We start from the raw sequence: 17,638 nt of genomic DNA on the forward strand, positions 1-17,638 counted from the left end.
CTCCTCAGAATTTGTGCGCACCCCACGGCCCGGGGAGCGGATCTGTCCTAAAAAACATCCTAGCCGGAGCTAGGGGGTGACTACGGTGCCCAGCTCCTCGCCGCGGATGGCGCGGGTGACGTTGCCCTCACCTTCCATGCCGAAAACCACCATGGTGAGGTTGTTGTCCTTGCACATGGTCATCGCGGTCTGGTCCATGACCCGGATGTCGCGGCGCAGGGCCTCGTCGTAGCTGAGGGTGTGCAGCTTCTCGGCGGAGGGGTCCTTCTTCGGGTCCGCGGTGTAGACGCCGTCGACCCCGCTCTTGGCCATGAGGACGACGTCGGCGTGCACCTCCATGGCGCGCTGCGCGGCGACGGTGTCGGTCGAGAAGTACGGCAGGCCGGCGCCGGCGCCGAAGATCACGACGCGGCCCTTCTCCATGTGGCGGATGGCGCGGCGCGGGATGTAGGCCTCAGCCACCTGCCCCATGGTGATGGCGCTTTGGACGCGGGTTTCCACACCGGCCTGCTCCAGGAAGTCCTGAAGGGCCAGGCAGTTCATCACGGTGCCGAGCATGCCCATGTAGTCGGCGCGTGAGCGGTCCATGCCGCTTTGGGAAAGTTCGGCGCCGCGGAAGAAGTTTCCGCCGCCGACCACGATGGCGACTTCGACGTCGGGGACGGCGGCGGCGATCTGCTTGGCCACGCCGCGGACGGTATCCGGGTCAACGCCCAGTTTCCCGCCGCCGAAGACCTCGCCGGAGAGCTTCAGGAGCACGCGGCGCCGGGTCTTTGTTGGCTGGGCGGAGTTGTTGACGGTATCCATGGTGCCTTCCCGTTGGTGAGCTTTGAAAAGATTATCGTGCCGTGGACCAAAGGCCGCATTCGGCCGGGCCGTCCGGTTGCATGCGAAAGGGGTGGCCACCGCAGTGACCACCCCCTCAGCGGAACGTACTTAGGAACCGACGCGGAAGCGCGTGAAGGCGGTTGCCTTAACGCCGGCCTCTTCGAGGACCTGCGCGACGGACTTCTTGGCATCCTTGGCGAACGCCTGGTCGACGAGGACCTCACCCTTGTAGAAGCCGGTGACGCGGCCTTCGACGATCTTGGTCATCGCAGCTTCGGGCTTGCCCTCGGCCTTGGCGGTCTCCTCGGCGATGCGGCGCTCGGACTCGACCAGCTCGGACGGGACGTCCTCGCGGGTCAGGTAGTTCGGGGCCATCGCGGCGATGTGCACGGCGACGTCGTGGGCGGCGGTGGAAGCGGCTTCGCCTTCACCGTCGACAGCGAACAGCACGCCGACCTGGGCCGGGAGGTCCTTGGAGGTCTTGTGCAGGTACGCGTCGACCGTCGGGGCCTCGATGCGGGCAATGCGGCGGACGACAACCTTCTCGCCCAGCACGGCGCCCTCTTCGACGACGACCTCGGACAGCGGCTTGCCGTCAACGTCGGTGGCCAGCAGGGTGTCGAGGTCGGCAGCGCCGGACTCAACAGCAACGGCCAGCACCTTGTCGGCGAGCTGGATGAACTTGTCAGCCTTGGCGACGAAGTCGGTCTCGCAGTTGACCTCGATCATCACGCCGACGCCGCCGTCGACCTTGGCAGCAACCAGGCCTTCCGCGGTGGAGCGGCCTTCACGCTTGGTAGCGCCCTTGAGGCCCTTGATGCGGATGATTTCGATGGCCTTCTCGGCGTCACCGTTGGCTTCGTCGAGAGCCTTCTTGACATCCATCATGCCGGCGCCGGTGCGCTCACGCAGAGCCTTGATATCAGCAGCAGTGTAGTTCGCCATGTGAACCCCTCTGTCTAGAAATTGTGTGGTGTACGGAACGACAGGACGGCCGCCCGCCAAAGCGGGCAACCATCCTGTCGGTACCCCTGGCGTTGCATGCAGCGCTCGGGGGAATCCAGATTTATTTGTCTGACTACTTGGCTTCGTCGGCGGCCGGAGCAGCGTCAGCAGCCGGAGCAGCGTCAGCAGCCGGGGCGGCGTCGGCGGCCGGAGCAGCCTCGGCAGCCGGAGCAGCCTCGGCAGCCGGAGCTTCGGCGGCGGCTTCAGCCTTGCTGCCCTCGAGGAGCTCCCGCTCCCACTCGGCCAGCGGCTCTTCCGGAGCTTCCGTGGTGCCGGTGGCGCGCTGGTTGCGGGCGATCAGGCCCTCAGCCACGGCGTCGGCGACAACGCGGGTCAGCAGGTTGACGGAGCGGATGGCGTCGTCGTTGCCCGGGATCGGGAAGTCGACTTCGTCCGGATCGCAGTTGGTGTCCAGGATGGCAACAACCGGGATGTTCAGCTTCTTGGCCTCGTCAACGGCGAGGTGTTCCTTCTTGGTGTCGACAACCCAGAGGAGCGAAGGCGCCTTGGTCAGGTTGCGGATACCGCCGAGGTTGGTCTCCAGCTTGGTCAGCTCGCGACGCAGGAGCAGCAGTTCCTTCTTGGTGTAAGCGGAACCGGCGACGTCGTCGAAGTCGATCTCTTCGAGTTCCTTCATGCGCTGGATGCGCTTGGAAACCGTCTGGAAGTTGGTCAGCATACCGCCGAGCCAACGCTGGTTGACGTAGGGCTGGCCGACGCGGGTGGCCTGCTCTGCGATGGCTTCCTGCGCCTGCTTCTTGGTGCCGACGAAGAGGACGGTGCCGCCGTGTGCAACGGTGGCCTTCACGAACTCGTAGGCACGGTCGATGTAGGACAGCGACTGCTGCAGGTCAATGATGTAGATGCCGTTGCGCTCCGTGAAGATGAAACGCTTCATCTTCGGGTTCCAACGACGGGTCTGGTGTCCAAAGTGGACGCCGCTGTCAAGCAGCTGGCGCATGGTTACGACGGGCATGCCGACGCTCCTTCCGGCAGGTCATTCATGAGAAAGCCGTGGGCTCTCTTACCCTGCCAATAGTTGACGGTTGTTTAGCAACACCCAGGCGGGCGTTCCTCCTGGCATCCACTGCGCTCCTCCACCGGCTTGCGGGCCGGACCGAAAGGGGCGCAGTCCTCCGCGCCCGGAAGCCGGGCTTCGGACAGGGAGGGCTGGATACGCGTAGTCAGCCGCTGCTCCCGCACTCCTGAATGAGACGTGCTGCCCGTTGGCCTGGTCCGGCCAGGGGCAGGGACAGGATTTGGGCGTGAGGGCACAGCAAACTGCTCCCCCAAGTGTACTACAGCAGACCCGCGCCGGTGACCGGGCCGGCGGGGCCGCCGGGGTGGCTTGGGGGCGGCGTTCTCCGTGCCGGAGTCGGGTCCCGGCGCCGACCGTTGTCCACATGGCCGGACCCGCCCCTTCCCCGCGCCGCACCCCGCCCGCAGGCTGGATGCATGAGGCCCTTCGCACCGCCCGGCACCGCTGTCCGTACCGCTCGCGCAGGCTTTCGTGCAGCGCTTCGCATGGTGGTTTCCGTCATCCTGGCCGCGGTGGTCTGCGCTGCCCCCGCGTCCGGCGTTGCCGCGGCGCCGGGTCCACCGGGTGCCGGCGGGCAGGAGACGCCACCGCCACTGGCATCGGTGGCGCAAGACGGCGGCCCGTGGAGCTGGCCGCTCTCCCCCAGGCCAAAGGTGCTGCGCGCCTTCGATCCGCCTGCCCGGCCCTGGCTCAGCGGCCACCGCGGGGTGGACCTGGCGGCTGCGACCGCCGGGGTTCCGGTGACCGCTCCGGCTGCAGGGACCGTCAGCTTCGCCGGCTTCGTGGTCGACCGGCCGGTGATCACCATCGACCATGGCAACGGCCTGCGGAGCAGTTTTGAGCCGGTGGCCAGCACCTTGCGGAGCGGCGCCGCCGTCGCCCGCGGTGCGGAGCTGGGCCGGGTACTGCTGGGGCATTGCGGCACGGCGCCGTGCCTTCACTGGGGCGTCCGTCGGGACCGGGACTACCTCAATCCGCTGGGATTTTTGATAGACCTGCGGCCCTCCGTCCTGCTCCCACCCCTGCGTCCCGGGCCGGGACGGGGTGGTTCAGGATGAAGGGCCGCGGGACTGGGCCGGGGTCCGGTCCGATGCGTGGACGGGGCCGCACGGCGGTCGGATCGGACCAGCCGCCTAGACGATCGCCGAGATTCCGGTGATGGCCCGGCCGGTGACCAGGGTGTTGATTTCGTGGGTGCCCTCATACGAGTAGATCGCTTCGGCGTCGGAGAAGACCTTGGCCATCTCGTAGTCCGTGACAATGCCGTTCCCGCCGAGCAGGCTGCGGCCAATGGCGACGCTCTCGCGCATCCGTGCGGTGGTGAACGCCTTGGCCAGCGCGGACTGCTCGTCCTTGGCCTCGCCGGCGTCCTCAAGCTGGGAAAGCCGCACCATCATGCCCATCGAGCTGACGGCGTTGCCGAGCATCTGGACGAGCTGGTGCTGGACCAGCTGGAACGAGGCGATCGGGCGGCCGAACTGGCTGCGCTCGACGGCGTAGCGCCGGGCGACGTCGAACGCTGCGAGCTGCTGCCCCACCGCCTGCCAGGCGACGGCCAGCCGGGTGACCTTGAGGACCTTGTTGGTGTCACGGAAGCTGTTGGCCTTCGCAAGCTTGAAGAAGTCCGGCACGACGACGTTTTCAAGGGTGATGTCCGCGTTCTGCACGGTGCGCAGCGAGATCTTATTCTCGATCTTGGTGGCGCTGTAGCCCTCGGTCTTCGTGTCCACGAGAAAGCCCTTGACCTGGTTGTCGGCGACGTCGCGGGCGTAGATAACCACCCAATCGGAGAACGTGGCGTTGCCGATCCAGCGCTTGGCGCCGTTGAGGATCCAGCTGTCTCCATCGCGCCGCGCCGTGGTGCGGGTGCCGCCGGCAACGTCGGAGCCGCCGAGCGGTTCGGTCAGGCCGAAGGCGCCGATCTTCTTCAGGGAGTAGATGTCCGGCAGCCAGGCGTCCTGCTGCTCCTGCGACGCGAGCGCTTCGATCGAGCCGGTGAAGAGCCCGTCGTGCACGCCCATAAACGTCGCGATCGAGGTGTCGGCGCGGGTCGCCTCGGCGTGCAGGATCCCTGCGAACAGATTCGAGTAGCCCTGCCGCTTGACTGGGCTGACCAGATCGATTTCGGCCAGCTTCGGGATCAGGTCCATCGGGAACTCACCGCGGTTCCAGCAGTCGACGGCGATCGGCTTGACCTCGCGGGCGAGGAACTCGCGGACTTCGGCAAGCCGGTCCCGCTCCTTGGCGCTGAGCAGCTGCTCAAAAGCGAAGAAGTCGCCGTCGGCGTAGGGCAGGTTATTGATGTCGATGTCAGCCTTGGACATGTTGTTCCTTCACTCGTGATCAGCAGCGACCAAAAGGGTGCGGGACGTCGCACCACAGAGATGTTACTCGTCAGTAACATATCGCAACGCCTGGGCGGTGGCAAGTGATGGAGGCCACGCAGGCCCCTACATGCGAAAGGGGCCGCAGCCGGCGTATTGACGCCTGCTGCGGCCCCGGGACGGCGGCTGTCCAGGAAATTCCGCAGTGGAGTAGGGCTACTCGGACTTGAACCGAGGACCTTAGGATTATGAGTCCCGCGCTCTAACCAGCTGAGCTATAGCCCCGTGGCCCGGGCCGCCGGCCGGGACCGGCCGGCGCGTCCCGGGCAAAAACACACTCTAGCAATAGTAGTCGCCCGCGCCCTTCCGGCGGCGCCCGGCCCGCGGGGCCTAGACGACGAGGTCGTCGTAGCTGGCGCCGCGGTAGATGTCCTCGAAGGTCTGCAGCGTGCGTTCGATTCCGTGGCTTTCCACCATGCTGCGGCTCGCCTTGCCCATGGCTGAGCGCTCGTCCGCCGGGAGCGAGAGCACCCGGGTGATCTTCTCCGCGAGGTCCGCACTGTCGTTCGGGGTGAACAGGAAGCCGTTCTCGCCGTCGCGCACCAGGTGCGGCAGCGCCATGGCGTCGGCCAGCACCACCGGGGTTGAAGCGGACATGGCCTCCAGCGTCACGAGGGACTGAAGTTCGGCCGTGCCGGGCATGCAGAAGAGGTCCGCGCCAAGGTACGCCCGGCGCAGTTCCTCGTCGCTGGCCAGGCCCAGGAACTTGACGCGGTCCTGCAGACCAAGGCGTTCGACCTGCGCCTCGAGCGAAGGACGCACTTCTCCCCCGCCAACAATTTCCAAGTGCACGTCCAGCGCGGCCGGCGTCCGGGAGACGGCGTCGACCAGCACGTCGATGTGCTTCTCCTCGGCGAGCCGGCCGACGAACAGCACGGTCGGGCTGGCATGGTGTTCGACCTCCTCGCCGGGTTTCGGCTCGTAGGCTGCCGAGTCGATGCCGTTGGACAGGGGCAGGACCTTGCGCAGGAACGCGTGCTCGTGCATCGCCTTGGCGGCCAGCGGCGTGGGGGTGGTCACGACGTCGGCCTGGCCCATGACCTTGCCCATGTCACGCCACGAGACCCGGCCGACGATGTCCTTGAACCACTGCGGGAACGGCAGGAACGGGTTGAGGTTTTCGGGCATGAAGTGGTTGGTGGCGACGATCCGGATGCCGCGCTTCACCGCCTCGTACAGGACGTGCTCGCCGATCATGTAGTGGCTCTGGATGTGCACGACGTCGGGCTGGATCCGGTCGAACAGGAGGCCGATCTCCTTCTTGATTTCCCAGGGGAAGGTGATGCGGAAGTACTCGTGCGTGGGCACCGAGTGCGAGCGGAGGCGGTGGACGGTGGCCTCGTCGCGGAACTCGCTGAAGCTCTTGCCCTTGCTCGGACGGCAGGCCAGGACGTGGACGTCGTGTCCGCGTCCGGTCATCCCCTTGGCCAGGCGGTAGCCGAACTGGGCGGCACCGTTGACATCCGGCGGATAGGTGTCCGCCGCGATCAGGATGGTCAGGGGTTTGTCGTTCTGGGGCATGGTCACGGGGATGGCTCCTGGTGGTCACGGTGCGGGCAGCGGGCTGATGGTGGCCGGCTGGCCGTCGGTGCAGGCGCCTGGCCTGCGCCTGAAGTCTGGCGCCGCCCTACGACAACCGCCCAGCAGCCTTCCGCGCCTCCTTCTTGCGCTTGGTGACCTCGGGGTGGTGCCTGGATAGGGCGATCACTCCCACGATAGCAAGCGAACCGGCCGCGCCCATGGCAATCGCCGTCACGGCGTGGACGTCGGGGCGCAGCTCGCCCAGGATCAGAATGCCGATCGCGATGCCGATGATCGGGTCGATGACCGTCAGTCCCGCGATCACCAGGTCGGGCGGTCCTCCGGAGTAGGCGCTCTGCACGAACCAGGAGCCGAGGCCGCCTGCCGCGGCGATCGCGACGAGCGTGTACCACTGGACGTTGAGCAGAAACTGGCCGTTCGGATCGAGCAGGTGCTTGCCGATGATGCGGGTGAGGACCGCCACGAAGCCGAAGAGCACGCCCGCTCCCAGGATGTAGATGAAGGCGCTCATCCGGTGTTTGAAGAGCAGCGCCAGTGAGCCGAAGAGGCTCACCGCCAGGGCCAGCAGGAGCACGATCGTCAGCTCGTCCCCGGCGCTGACGTGGTGGTTCTCCTGGGTGACGTTGACGGCGAGGATCACGAACAGGGCAGAGCCGGTGACGCAGGCGCTGATGGCCACTACCGTCGCCCGGTTCATGCTCAGCCCTTGGTCTTTGGCGTTGATGATCGTGGTGATGACCAGGGCGATAGCGCCGATCGGCTGCACGACGGTCAGCGGAGCGGAGACCAGGGCGACGGCGTTCATCGCGGTCCCGGCGGCGAGCAGGAGGAGGCCCAGGACCCAGCGCGGATTGCGGATTAGTCGGAGCAGCCCATGCGAACTTAGGGCCAGGCCTCCGGTGTCCGCTTTGACGGCGCTGCCTTGGCGCTGGGCACCGAACGCCAGGAAGAAGGCGCCGACTACCGCCAGGATCACTGCAAGCCAAACCATCAGCGGGGACCGCCGCCGGTGTTGTCCCCGGCGCCGGGGGCGCCGGCGGCGCCGGGGGCGCCGGCGGCCGCGCGGCCGGCCCGGTGCTCGCGGCCTTTGCGGATGATGGCCCAGAAGTAGTTGTACGCCGCGATCCAGTGGCCGATGAGGCCGAGTCCCAGGAAGAGCCAGGCCGCGATGAAGTACACCTCCGTTCCTGCCACGGGCAGCTTGGAGAGCACCAGCAGCGGCGTACCCACCAGCAGGAGCGCCGTTCGGACCTTACCGACCCGGCTGACGGGCAGATCGGGGTGGCTGTGGAAGTAGTACAGCGACAGGCACATCAGCACCAGGTCAGGCACCAGCAGCGCGGTCAGGTACCACCATTCGACGACACCGGCGATGACGAGGGTGACGGCGACGGCGATCAGGGACAGCCGGTCAGCGACCGGGTCCATGATCCGGCCCAGATTGGAGAGCTGGTTGAAGCGGCGGGCGATGTAGCCGTCGACCCAGTCGGTGCTGCCCATGATGGCCAGGACCAGGGCGGCGGTGCCGTATTGCTGCTTGGCGAGGACCAGCCAGATGAAAAGCGGGACACCCAGGAACCGGACGACGGTCAGGAGGTTGGGCACGGTGAAGACCACATCGGAATGGACCTGGGGCTGGCCGGGGCGTGCTCCGGCGCCGATGAACTTCATTTGCTCCCCCTTTCCTCAGCCGGCAACGAGTAGGTGTCGGTGTCCAGGGCGGACCTAGCCTTTAAGCAGGCGCCGCAGCAGGAACACGAAGGCGGCGGCCGAGGCGGCCAGGGCGGTCAGCGGCTTCCAGCGCTTGCCCAGCTCGGCAGCGGCGGCTGAAGCGGCGCCTGCTCCCGTGGAGGTTCCTGAACGGTCAGCGGAGCCGGCGGCGGAAGCGGAGTGGCTGCGGAAGCCGGCGATCTTTTTGTCCGCCGCTTCCTTGCCTTCGGCCAGCCGCTGCCCGGTCGCGGCCAGCAGGGCCTGGGCCTGGGTCTTAACGTCGAGTTCCTGTCCGAGGTCATCACGGACGCCGGTGAGGTGCTCACGGCGCTGGTTCAGCCGGCGCCGGAGTTCGGCCTCGGTGGGCGCCGGGCCGAGGTCGGGCTGTTCTGCTGCCTTCTTGGCCGCCTTCTCGGCTTTGGCCTTGGCCGCGGCTTCTTCCTTGGCCGCCTTCGCGGCCTTCGCCTGCGGGGATCCGGGGTCGAGCACGGCGGCATCGAACGACGAACCTTCCTTGGCGATGCCGAGGTCGTGCTTCAGGCCGCGGATGGTCTCTTCCGGCAGCAGCGGCATGGCCTTCTTCAAGCGGCCATATCCGATCAGGCCGACGATCAGCGCAATCACAAGGAACGCGGCGCAGACCAGCAGGGCCGCAAGCCAGGCAGGCATGATGGTGGCCAGTCCCATGATGGCGGCGACAATCAGGCCGATTACCAGGAAGACGACGAAAATAAGCGCTACGGCCAGGAACGCCGCCGCGACGCCGAACTGGACGCCCTTGCGCTTGAGTTCTGCCTTGGCGAAGGCAATTTCATCGTTCAGCTGCCGGGGTGCGAGCTTGAAGATCAGTTTCAGGGTCTTGGGCAGCGCGGAAAGGCGCTGCCCCCCGTTTGTCCTGCCGGTGTGCCGTCCGCTCATCGGTTCCGCCTAACTGGTTCCATCTGTGATCCGCTTCCGCTGAATAGGTCCGCGCGGCCTCGCGCGCACCTAGGTGTCAAAGCTACCATTCGGGGACCCGGGACGCCCCGGGACCGGCCGCGCGGCGCAGGCGGCGCCCCGGGACCGGTTGGGCCGGGCCAGCGGCGGGCGGGCGGTGGGCGAGTGCGGCGGGCGGGCCTAGGATTGACCTCTGTGCATACACCCACCAATCCCGGGGATTCCCTGAGCCGCCGTCGCAAGCTCCTGTACATCCTGATGCTCGGCGCGTTGACGGCCTTGGGCCCGTTCACCGTGGACCTGTACCTGCCGGCGTTCCCGGCCCTTGAGGAAAGCCTCGGAGTCAATGAGGCCGCGGTCCAGCTGACGCTGACCGGCACCACGGTCGGGTTCGCCCTGGGCCAGCTGGTGGTCGGGCCGCTGAGCGATAAGTTCGGGCGGCGGCTCCCCCTGATCCTGGCCACGGCGCTGCACATCGGCGCCTCGCTGGGCGCCGCCCTCTCCACCGACATCGGCGCGCTCGGCCTGTTCCGGGTGCTGATGGGGATTGGCGCCGCGGGCGGCGGCGTGGTGGCCATGGCGATGGTGCGCGACCTGTTCAGCGGATACGCGATGGTGCGGATGTTCTCCCGGATGGCGCTGGTTAACGGCCTGGCGCCGATCCTGGCGCCGGTGATCGGGTCGCAGCTGCTGCTGTTCATGCCCTGGCCGGGCATCTTCTTCTTCCTCGCCGGCTATGGAACCTGCGTGATTATTGCCGCCGTGTTCGTCGTCCGCGAGACCCTGCCCCGGGAGCTGCGGGGCCGCACAGGCCTGACGGCCCGGCAACGCTATGGCGTCCTCTTCGCCGACCGGATCTTCGTGGGCCTGCTGCTGGTGGGCGGCTTGAACTTCGGCGGCCTGTTCACCTACCTGTCTGCATCGCCATTCCTGTTCCAGGACGTCTTCGGGTTCTCGCCGCAGCAGTACGGCTTGCTGTTCGGCATCAATTCGCTGGGCATCGTCGCCGGCGTTCAGACCAGCTCGCGGCTCATCAAGCGTGTCCCGCCGCAATGGATCCTGGCCTGCTCCACGGCCTGGATGTTCCTCATGGCCGCGCTGATTGTGCTCTTCGACCAGCTGGGCTTCGGCCTGTGGGGTGTCGTGGTTCCGCTCTGGTTCTACATCCTGGGCGCCGGGTTTACGTTCCCGTGCGTCCAGGTCCTGGCCCTGGCCAAGCACGGGGCGCAGGCCGGAACCGCCGCCTCGCTGCTGGGCGCGGCGACCTTCCTGACCGCGGGCATCATCTCCCCCGTCGTCGGCTGGCTGGGCCTCGGCTCCGCGACGCCGATGGGCGCGGTCCAGGCCGGCTGCATCCTGCTGGCCGCCGCCGCACTCTGGCTCATCGTCCGCCCCCGTACGGTTCCGTCAATCCACTAACCCGGGCCCGGCGGATCCCGGCGGCCCCGGGGTGGTCACGCGCTAGGGCTTGCGGTGGATGGATTTGTAGCTCAGATAGGCGGTCAGGCCCTCGATTCCGTACTCGGTGCCCAGGCCGGAATCGTGCCGGCCGCCGAAGGGCGCGGCGTGGTTGGACGCAAAGAAGTTGATGCCCACCGAGCCGGTATCCATGCGGTCCGCCACGGCGAGCGCCGTCTCCGGGTCCTGGCCGAACACCAGGCCGCCCAGGCCGAATTCCGTGTTGTTCGCCAGTTCGATGGCTTCATCCACACCGCCGCCGGCGTCGTCGTATTTCAGGATGCAGATCACCGGGCCAAAGATCTCCTCCCGGGAAATCCGCATCTCGGGCGTGACGTCGGCGAACACGGTGGGTTCGACGAAGTAGCCGCCTTCGAGCCCACCGCCCAGGGTCGCCGCCCGGCCGCCGGTGGTCGCGCGGGCGCCCTCGGCCAACCCCGATGCAACGTAATCCAAAACCGTCCGGAACTGGGACTCCGTGGCGCAGGGCCCGAAGACCGTATCCGGATCCAGCGGATCGCCCCGCTTGCCCGCCGCGATGGTGCGGGTGACCATGTCCACCACCTCCTCGTACCGGCTGGCGGGGGCCAGGATGCGGGTGGAGATGTAGCAGGTCTGGCCGGTGTTGCGCATGGAGGAACGGATCAGGACTTTGGACATGGCGTCCAGGTCCGCGTCGGGCAGGACGATCGCGCTGGATTTTCCGCCGAGCTCCAGGGTGACGGGGCGCAGCAGCTCGCCGCAGGCCGCCGCGATCTTCCGGCCCACGGGCGTTGACCCCGTGAACGCCACCTTGTCCACGCCGGGGTGCTTGACCAGCGCATCTCCCAGCCGTCCCGAGCCAGTGACGAAGTTGACGACGCCGGCCGGGACGCCGGCAGCGGCCACCGCGTCGATGATTACCCGCAGCGACAGCGGCGTGGGCGACGCCGGTTTGATGACCACGGTGCAGCCGGCCAGCAGCGCCGGGGCGAGCTTGATGACCACAAGGTTGATGGGGAAATTCCACGGCGCGATCAGCGCGCAGACGCCGATGGGTTCACGCCGGACCACGGATTCGCCGCCGCCCTTGGGGAAAGCCCGCACGTCCTCACGCTCAAGGTACCCGGCCAGGGTGGCGAAGTAGCGGAATATGCCGGCGGCGTTGGCGGCGGCTCCGCCGGATTCGGACACCGGCGAGCCGTTCTCGCGGGTGTTGGTCAGCGACAGTTCCGCGGCGCGCTTCTCGACTTCCTCGGCGATGCGCAGCAGATAGGCGGCCCGCTCGGACGGCTCCAGCCGCGGCCACGCGCCGCGTCAAAGGCCGTGCGGGCGGCGGCGACGGCGGCGTCGACGTCGTCCAGCGTTCCGTCCGGAACCGAGCCCCAGACTTCGCCGGTGGCGGGGTCGGTGACCGGGTTGCGGCCGGTCCCGCGCGCCGGAATCCAGGCGCCGTCGACGAAGATGTCGTCGACGTGGGTGTACGGCAGGGTCAGCGCGGTCCGCGCCGCGAGGGCGGGCACATCATGCGGGGCGGCCGTCACCGGATCACCGCCGTCTTCAGCAGGGCGGTGGACCGGTTCAGGTCCGCGGCGGCCATGTCGTGGGCGGCCTGCGTGATGAGTTCGGGCACGATTTCCGTGGCCAGCCGGTCGGTGTACGTGGCCGGGTCCATCCCGAACCAGGACGAAGCCAGGGCGATCCCGGCCTGGTCGAAGCGCCACAGCCGGTCCGCGTCGCGCATCAACGCGTCCTCCAGCGAGTGCGCTTCCGGGCGGGTGTCGTGACCGTCGATGATGGCGCAGATCCGTTCGATGAACTCCAGGGAGTATCCCAGGGGCGGCAGCACCCGTCGGGCAACCTCGCAGCCCTGTTTTTCGTGTTCGTAGCGGATGGCGGCCTTGCGCCAGTCCCCCGCGAAGCCCTCGGAAATAATCCGGGATTCGTCGACGTGGGCCCAGCCGGTGTCGTGCAGCAAGGTGGCGACCCGGACCAGTTCGGCGTCGGCCTCGGGGTACGCGCGGCACAGCCGCTCGGCGAAGGCCAGCGAGATCGGCAGGTGGATGTCGTTGCCGCGGGTGCGGGTCTCGTGCACCACGGTCCGCCACAGTCCGTCGAGTTCCGCGAGCGCCGCCGGGGTGGTGGCGATCGGGGCGGTGTCCACCGGTCCCTGCGCCGGAACCGGCCGGACCGGGTATGCGGCGGCAAAGCCCGCAACCGCGGAATCAAGCGCCGCTGAAGAATCGGATACCGGGCCGGCAGGGCCGGCCTCGGCAACCGGGGTCTTGGGGGTGGTCATGGTGCTCCTTCGGGTGGGGCCGACCTGCTGAGTGCAGTTAGCTGTCCGTAGTGATCGTCTTGAGGGGTGTGGCCGGGTCCGCTGCGGCGCCTGCCGGGATGTTCTGGCCCTTGGCCAGCGCGTTCTTGACCGCCATGAAGTCCAGCGGGGCGTTGACGCAGTCGGCGGCGATGACCTGGCCCTTGCGGTAGTAGAGGACGCTGAATTTCCCGCGGTCTTCGTCCCGCCGCAGCACGGTCTGGTCGTAGCCGGTGCAGAGACCGGCGATCTGGAGTTTGAGGTCGGCCTGGTTCGACCAGAACCACGGGATCCCGGCGTATTCCTCGCGCCGGCCGGTGAGCGAGTAGGCGGCCACCTTGGCGTGTTCGATCGCGTTGTTGACGCTTTCAAGCCGGATCCGGGTGCCCGGTTCCGAGCCGGGCACGGGGTTGGGCATGTTGGCGCAGTCGCCGATCGCCACGGTGGTGCCGTCCGAGGCCAGCGCGAAGCGGTCCACGACGATGCCGTTGTCTACGGCGAGGCCGAGCTGTTCGGCCAGTTGGGTATTGGGGATGACGCCGATCCCGACCAGCACGATCTGCGCCGGCAGCACCGTGCCGTCCTGGAGCTCGACGCCCGCGACCGCCCGCCGGCCGTCACCCGGGCCGTCACCCGGGGTGCCGGCCGCGGTGAAGCGTGTGGCGCTGGTACTGAGCCGGATGTCCATGCCCCGGCTCCGGTGGGCCTGGAGGAAGTATTCGGCGGTCTCCTCGCCGACGGCGCGGCCCACCAGCCGCGGGCCGAATTCCAGCACCGTGACGTTCTTGCCCATCTTCTGCAGGCTCGACGCGGCTTCGAGTCCGATGAACCCGCCGCCGATCACCACCACGTCCCGCGCGTCCCCCACCCGGGCCTTGAGGGCCAGGGCGTCGTCGGCGTTGCGGAGGTAGAGCACACCCTCGAGGTCCGCGCCGTCGATCTCCAGTTTCCGGGCGCGGGCCCCCACGGTCAGGGCGAGGCGCTTGAAGGGGAATGTCCGTCCCGACGCGGAATGAGCGACGCCGGAACCGTCCGGCTCCTTGTCGATCCGGACGATGTATTCGCCCTTGACCAGCTCCACGTTGTGCTCGGCCCAGTAGTCGTTGGAGCGGAAGATCAGCGATTCGCTCTCCACCGTCCCCTGCAGGAATTCCTTGGACAGGGCCGGGCGCTGGTAGGGCCGGTGGTCCTCGTCGCCGAGCAGCGTGATGTGCTCCTCGAAGCCGAGCGCCCGGAGGGACACCGCGAGCTGGACCCCTGACTGGCTGGCGCCAATGATCAGCAGGCCGGTGCGGGTGGGGCTCACCGCGGGCGATCCCGTGTCGGCGGACGTCTGCTCCGCCGCGGCAGTGTGGGCAGCCATCACTACACCTGGGTTTCCGGGGTGGTAACGAAGAGCTCGGTCTCATCCGTCAGGCGGAGCTGGCAGGACAGGCGCGAGTTGTCCTCGCGGTCCACGGCGGTGCCGTAAAGCATCTCGTCCTCCATGTCCTCCATCGGCGGGAGCTGCGGGAGGCAGTCCTCGCGGACGAAGACGTGGCAGGTGGCGCAGGACAGCGAGCCGCCGCATTCTGCGACGATGCCGGGTACGCCGTTGCGGACCGCGGTTTCCATGACGGAGTCGCCGGGGTTGCCCTCGACATCGCGGACAGCGCCTTCGGCGTCGGTGAAGTGGATGGTTGGCATAGGAACTCCTTGGGGTAAATCGGTACGTAGGGAGGTAGCGGGACGCGCTCAGATGAACTGGCGGCCGCCGTCGACCACCATGGTCTGCCCGGTGTAGTAGGAACTGTCCGGCCCGGCCAGGAAGAGCGCCGCGCCCACGATGTCCTCGGGCTGGCTGGCCCGCTTGATCGCGCCGCGGTCCACACCGTAGTTCTCCGCATTTTCCATCAGCCCGTAGCTGGCCTCGGTGAGGGTGAAGCCGGGGGCGATCGCGTTGACCGTGATCCCCCGCCGTCCCAGTTCCTTGGCCATCACCCGGGTCAGGGCCACGACCCCGCCCTTGGAGGCGACGTAGTGCAGCCACTGCTCCGAGCCGCTGAAGATCGTGGCGCTGGAGAGGTTGATGACGCGGCCGCCCTCGCGCAGGTAGGGGCTCGCGGCCCGGGTGACCAGCCAGGGGCCCTTGAGGTTCACGTTCATGACGAGGTCCCATTCGGCCGGGTCGATGTCTTCGAACGGGCTGCGGGTCACCGCGGCGTACACGGCGGCGTTGTTGACGACGACGTCGATGCTGCCGTTGCCGAAGTCCGCGCAGCTCTTCGCCAGGGCCTCGGTGGAGTCGAGGCTGGTGACGTCCGCGGAGAAGGCGGCCGCTTCGGCGCCTGCTTCGCGGACGAGCTTCGCTGTTTGCTCGGCGCCTTCGAGGTTGATGTCGGCAACCGCCACGCGGTAGCCGCGGCGGCCGAAGCCGAGCGCGAACGCCCGGCCCAGGCCGCCGGCGGCGCCGGTGATCAGAACGACCTTCCCCGCTTCGGACATCGTCGGTTCAGGCAGGATCGGGTCAGACATGGCTGTGGCTGTGGCTGTGGGCGCCCGGCCCGGCGACCAGCAGCTCGGGTTCGTCGTCGAGGATCTGGACGGTGCCCTTGGTTCCGTCCACCCGCAGCCGCTGGCCGGTTTTGATCGTGGTGGACCCCGAACCGGTTCCGGTGACGGCCGGCAGCCCGTATTCGCGGCACACGATGGCGGCGTGGCTCATCATGCCGCCGATGTCGGTGACGGTGGCCTTGATCTTGCCGAAGATCGGGCCCCAGGACGGTGCCGTCACGGTGGCGACGAGGATCTCCCCCTGCTGTACCTCGGAGAGCTGGTCCGCGTCGGTGACAACGCGGGCAAGGCCTTCGACGACGCCGGGTGAGGCTGCCATCCCGCGCAGGCCGCCGCCCTCAACCTCCTCGCCTGCGCCCAGCCATTGCTGGACCTGCTCGGTGGTGATGCCCCAGAGCATCCGGGTGAAGGGTTCGGTGATGATCTCCGGCGGGGTGTTCAGCGCGGGCGCCGGCCGGGCGGTCTTCAGCGCGTCCACGATGCCGCGGCGGCGTTCAATCTCCGCCGGCCAGTAGTCAGGACCGATCGGTTTGGCGCCGACACCCCAGCCGGTGACCAGGTCGAACAGCGCGTCGCGGACTTCGTTGCGGCCCAGGTAGAGCAGGTCGTCCGGTTCGGTCCAAAAACCCTCGGCCTGCATCATGCGGCTGAGTTCACGGATCTTGCGCCAGAAGACGCCCATGGTCCAGTGCTCGATGTAAAAGTTGTGGTTTTCCACGTACGGGTAGGCGGTGGCGGCGAGCCCGCGCTTGGCGTCGAAGAGCGTCTGGTTTTCGCCGTCGAGCAGCTCGCGGTATTCCTCGATGATGCGGTCACGCTCTGCGATCAGGGCCTCGACCGGGCGCATGATCTCCTGGCCCTCATCCACGCGGCGGATGTAGTCCGCGATGTAGCCCAGCGGAATTTCCTGGTGCTCGTTCCAGTACTTGTCGTGGCCGTAGAAGCCGTTGCCGACCGTGAAGTTGAACCACGGGTCCTTGGCGGCCTCGTACTGGGCCGTCCAGCGGTCCCCGCCCGGGGCGGCGGCGATGGCAGTGAGGGTGGCGTCGACGTCGTCGGTGTTCGCAAAGTGCGGCTGCAGGCGCAGTTCGACGGCGAGCTTGGCGAGCTGCTTGAGCTCGTCATCCGGGCGGAAGAGTTCCATGTCCACGCCCTGCACCATGGTGGCGATGGACTGGTCGGGGATGTTGGGGAACACCTGCTTGCAGAAGTTGAAGAAGTCCAGGTAGGCGATGTAGCCCAGATTGAGGAACTCGAAGTGGTACTGCCAGTTCTGGTAGGCCAGCTGGATCAGCCGGTCGTAGCTGTCCAGCAGCTTCTCGGAGCCGTCCTTGCCCTTGCCGGAGATGATGTCCTCCATCGGGACCATGTCCGGGAGTTTGGGGAAGGAGATGGTTTCCATCTCGTCGATGGTGCCCTTGACCTTGGCGTGCCACTGCTTCAGGAGCTCTTCCCAGTTCTGGAAGTAGTGGCCCACGCGCTGTTCGAACAGCGGGACACGGGCGGCGATCTGGTCCTCGGGGACGGGAATGGGCGACATGTAGAGGTAGCCGAGGTGCACACGGAATTCGATCCCGTTGGCGTTGGGGATCATCAGGTGCCGGGCGTTGTACTGGCCCAGGCACTTGACCGCGAACTCGCCGCCGATCGTTTCGAAGGGCTTGAACACGGTGGGCCAGTGCTGGCTGTCGCAGAACCAGAACTTGGCGTCCTCCTGCTCCTTGAGCCTGTCCTGGAAGACGAGATAGTACGGGTAGATCTTTTCCCAGCCCTCGGCTCCGGCGGGAACCGGCAGCTCGGAGGGCTTGGGGAAGGACTTCAGGGACATGGCGGTCCTTTCAAATCGGGCTCGGCGTTGAGCCTGGGTGATGGAGCGGGTCACAACTT

Annotated in this window: 17 protein-coding genes and 1 tRNA gene; 2 read left to right on the top strand and 16 right to left on the bottom strand. The window is 67.6% G+C overall.

The window, feature by feature from the left end:
- Positions 1-69: 69 nt before the first annotated feature.
- From pyrH to rpsB, 3 genes are all read right to left on the bottom strand, one after another.
- Positions 70-807: a UMP kinase gene (gene pyrH / locus ACTWLI_RS00780; protein WP_445154836.1), complete on the bottom strand. Its 738-nt coding sequence runs from the start codon at positions 805-807 to the stop codon at positions 70-72.
- Positions 808-936: 129 nt separating this feature from the next.
- The gene (gene tsf, locus ACTWLI_RS00785; RefSeq protein ID WP_445154837.1) at positions 937-1,773 is read right to left on the bottom strand and encodes a translation elongation factor Ts; all 837 of its coding nucleotides are present in this window, start codon (positions 1,771-1,773) and stop codon (positions 937-939) included.
- Positions 1,774-1,906: 133 nt separating this feature from the next.
- Positions 1,907-2,809: a 30S ribosomal protein S2 gene (gene rpsB / locus ACTWLI_RS00790; protein WP_445154838.1), complete on the bottom strand. Its 903-nt coding sequence runs from the start codon at positions 2,807-2,809 to the stop codon at positions 1,907-1,909.
- A 548-nt stretch (positions 2,810-3,357) separates the two neighbouring features.
- Between rpsB and ACTWLI_RS00795 the strand changes: the two genes are divergently transcribed.
- Positions 3,358-3,930, top strand: a complete 573-nt coding sequence (locus ACTWLI_RS00795; protein WP_445154839.1) for a M23 family metallopeptidase — start codon at positions 3,358-3,360, stop codon at positions 3,928-3,930.
- A 75-nt stretch (positions 3,931-4,005) separates the two neighbouring features.
- Here the strand turns inward: ACTWLI_RS00795 and ACTWLI_RS00800 are convergent, their stop codons facing one another.
- The 6 genes from ACTWLI_RS00800 to ACTWLI_RS00825 form a co-directional block, all read right to left on the bottom strand.
- Positions 4,006-5,196 carry an acyl-CoA dehydrogenase family protein gene (locus tag ACTWLI_RS00800; RefSeq protein ID WP_445154840.1) on the bottom strand — a complete coding sequence of 397 codons (1,191 nt, stop codon included), beginning with the start codon at positions 5,194-5,196 and terminating at the stop codon, positions 4,006-4,008.
- Between the two features lie 211 nt (positions 5,197-5,407).
- Positions 5,408-5,481: transfer RNA gene (locus ACTWLI_RS00805), tRNA-Ile, on the bottom strand.
- A gap of 105 nt (positions 5,482-5,586) precedes the next feature.
- Complete coding sequence (locus ACTWLI_RS00810; protein ID WP_445156078.1) at positions 5,587-6,777, bottom strand: glycosyltransferase; 1,191 nt, start codon at positions 6,775-6,777, stop codon at positions 5,587-5,589.
- Positions 6,778-6,883: 106 nt separating this feature from the next.
- Positions 6,884-7,789: a DMT family transporter gene (locus ACTWLI_RS00815; RefSeq protein WP_445154841.1), complete on the bottom strand. Its 906-nt coding sequence runs from the start codon at positions 7,787-7,789 to the stop codon at positions 6,884-6,886.
- On the bottom strand, positions 7,789-8,469 hold the full coding sequence (locus tag ACTWLI_RS00820; RefSeq protein WP_445154842.1) for a CDP-alcohol phosphatidyltransferase family protein: 681 nt from the start codon (positions 8,467-8,469) through the stop codon (positions 7,789-7,791). Before ACTWLI_RS00820 ends, ACTWLI_RS00815 begins: the two co-directional genes overlap by 1 nt.
- A 54-nt stretch (positions 8,470-8,523) precedes the next feature.
- Complete coding sequence (locus ACTWLI_RS00825; RefSeq protein WP_445154843.1) at positions 8,524-9,426, bottom strand: phage holin family protein; 903 nt, start codon at positions 9,424-9,426, stop codon at positions 8,524-8,526.
- A 213-nt stretch (positions 9,427-9,639) separates the two neighbouring features.
- Here ACTWLI_RS00825 and ACTWLI_RS00830 point away from each other — a divergent pair, with 213 nt between their 5' ends.
- Entirely contained in the window at positions 9,640-10,863 is a 1,224-nt protein-coding gene (locus ACTWLI_RS00830) for a multidrug effflux MFS transporter (protein ID WP_445154844.1), read from the top strand.
- Positions 10,864-10,905: 42 nt separating this feature from the next.
- Here the strand turns inward: ACTWLI_RS00830 and ACTWLI_RS00835 are convergent, their stop codons facing one another.
- The 7 genes from ACTWLI_RS00835 to ACTWLI_RS00865 are packed head-to-tail and all read right to left on the bottom strand — an operon-like array spanning position 10,906 to position 17,579.
- Positions 10,906-12,180 carry an aldehyde dehydrogenase family protein gene (locus tag ACTWLI_RS00835; RefSeq protein WP_445156079.1) on the bottom strand — a complete coding sequence of 425 codons (1,275 nt, stop codon included), beginning with the start codon at positions 12,178-12,180 and terminating at the stop codon, positions 10,906-10,908.
- Positions 12,102-12,425: an aldehyde dehydrogenase family protein gene (locus tag ACTWLI_RS00840; RefSeq protein WP_445154845.1), complete on the bottom strand. Its 324-nt coding sequence runs from the start codon at positions 12,423-12,425 to the stop codon at positions 12,102-12,104. Before ACTWLI_RS00840 ends, ACTWLI_RS00835 begins: the two co-directional genes overlap by 79 nt.
- Positions 12,422-13,180 (bottom strand): HD domain-containing protein, encoded by a 759-nt coding sequence (locus tag ACTWLI_RS00845; RefSeq protein WP_445154846.1) that lies wholly within the window; start codon positions 13,178-13,180, stop codon positions 12,422-12,424. The genes ACTWLI_RS00840 and ACTWLI_RS00845 overlap by 4 nt, the downstream gene beginning before the upstream one ends.
- Positions 13,181-13,217: 37 nt before the next feature.
- Positions 13,218-14,561 (bottom strand): NAD(P)/FAD-dependent oxidoreductase, encoded by a 1,344-nt coding sequence (locus tag ACTWLI_RS00850; protein ID WP_445154847.1) that lies wholly within the window; start codon positions 14,559-14,561, stop codon positions 13,218-13,220.
- 2 nt (positions 14,562-14,563) lie between these two features.
- Positions 14,564-14,884, bottom strand: a complete 321-nt coding sequence (locus ACTWLI_RS00855) for a 2Fe-2S iron-sulfur cluster-binding protein (protein ID WP_445154848.1) — start codon at positions 14,882-14,884, stop codon at positions 14,564-14,566.
- Positions 14,885-14,932: 48 nt separating this feature from the next.
- A complete protein-coding gene (locus tag ACTWLI_RS00860) occupies positions 14,933-15,712 on the bottom strand; it encodes an SDR family NAD(P)-dependent oxidoreductase (RefSeq protein WP_445154849.1) in 780 nt (259 codons plus the stop codon).
- Positions 15,705-17,579 carry a PEP-utilizing enzyme gene (locus ACTWLI_RS00865; protein ID WP_445154850.1) on the bottom strand — a complete coding sequence of 625 codons (1,875 nt, stop codon included), beginning with the start codon at positions 17,577-17,579 and terminating at the stop codon, positions 15,705-15,707. Before ACTWLI_RS00865 ends, ACTWLI_RS00860 begins: the two co-directional genes overlap by 8 nt.
- Between the last annotated feature and the right edge of the window lie 59 nt (positions 17,580-17,638).

The sequence above is a fragment of the Arthrobacter sp. Hor0625 genome (genome assembly GCF_052567525.1).

Coding starts and splice junctions, on each gene's coding strand:
- ACTWLI_RS00795 (WP_445154839.1), top strand. CDS start 3,358: ATGGTGGTTTCCGTCATCCTGGCCGCGGTGGTCTGCGCTGCCCCCGCG.
- ACTWLI_RS00810 (WP_445156078.1), bottom strand. CDS start 6,777: ATGCCCCAGAACGACAAACCCCTGACCATCCTGATCGCGGCGGACACC.
- ACTWLI_RS00865 (WP_445154850.1), bottom strand. CDS start 17,579: ATGTCCCTGAAGTCCTTCCCCAAGCCCTCCGAGCTGCCGGTTCCCGCC.
- ACTWLI_RS00815 (WP_445154841.1), bottom strand. CDS start 7,789: ATGGTTTGGCTTGCAGTGATCCTGGCGGTAGTCGGCGCCTTCTTCCTG.
- ACTWLI_RS00860 (WP_445154849.1), bottom strand. CDS start 15,712: ATGTCTGACCCGATCCTGCCTGAACCGACGATGTCCGAAGCGGGGAAG.
- ACTWLI_RS00800 (WP_445154840.1), bottom strand. CDS start 5,196: ATGTCCAAGGCTGACATCGACATCAATAACCTGCCCTACGCCGACGGC.
- rpsB (WP_445154838.1), bottom strand. CDS start 2,809: ATGCCCGTCGTAACCATGCGCCAGCTGCTTGACAGCGGCGTCCACTTT.
- tsf (WP_445154837.1), bottom strand. CDS start 1,773: ATGGCGAACTACACTGCTGCTGATATCAAGGCTCTGCGTGAGCGCACC.
- ACTWLI_RS00850 (WP_445154847.1), bottom strand. CDS start 14,561: ATGGCTGCCCACACTGCCGCGGCGGAGCAGACGTCCGCCGACACGGGA.
- ACTWLI_RS00820 (WP_445154842.1), bottom strand. CDS start 8,469: ATGAAGTTCATCGGCGCCGGAGCACGCCCCGGCCAGCCCCAGGTCCAT.
- pyrH (WP_445154836.1), bottom strand. CDS start 807: ATGGATACCGTCAACAACTCCGCCCAGCCAACAAAGACCCGGCGCCGC.
- ACTWLI_RS00855 (WP_445154848.1), bottom strand. CDS start 14,884: ATGCCAACCATCCACTTCACCGACGCCGAAGGCGCTGTCCGCGATGTC.
- ACTWLI_RS00825 (WP_445154843.1), bottom strand. CDS start 9,426: ATGAGCGGACGGCACACCGGCAGGACAAACGGGGGGCAGCGCCTTTCC.
- ACTWLI_RS00845 (WP_445154846.1), bottom strand. CDS start 13,180: ATGACCACCCCCAAGACCCCGGTTGCCGAGGCCGGCCCTGCCGGCCCG.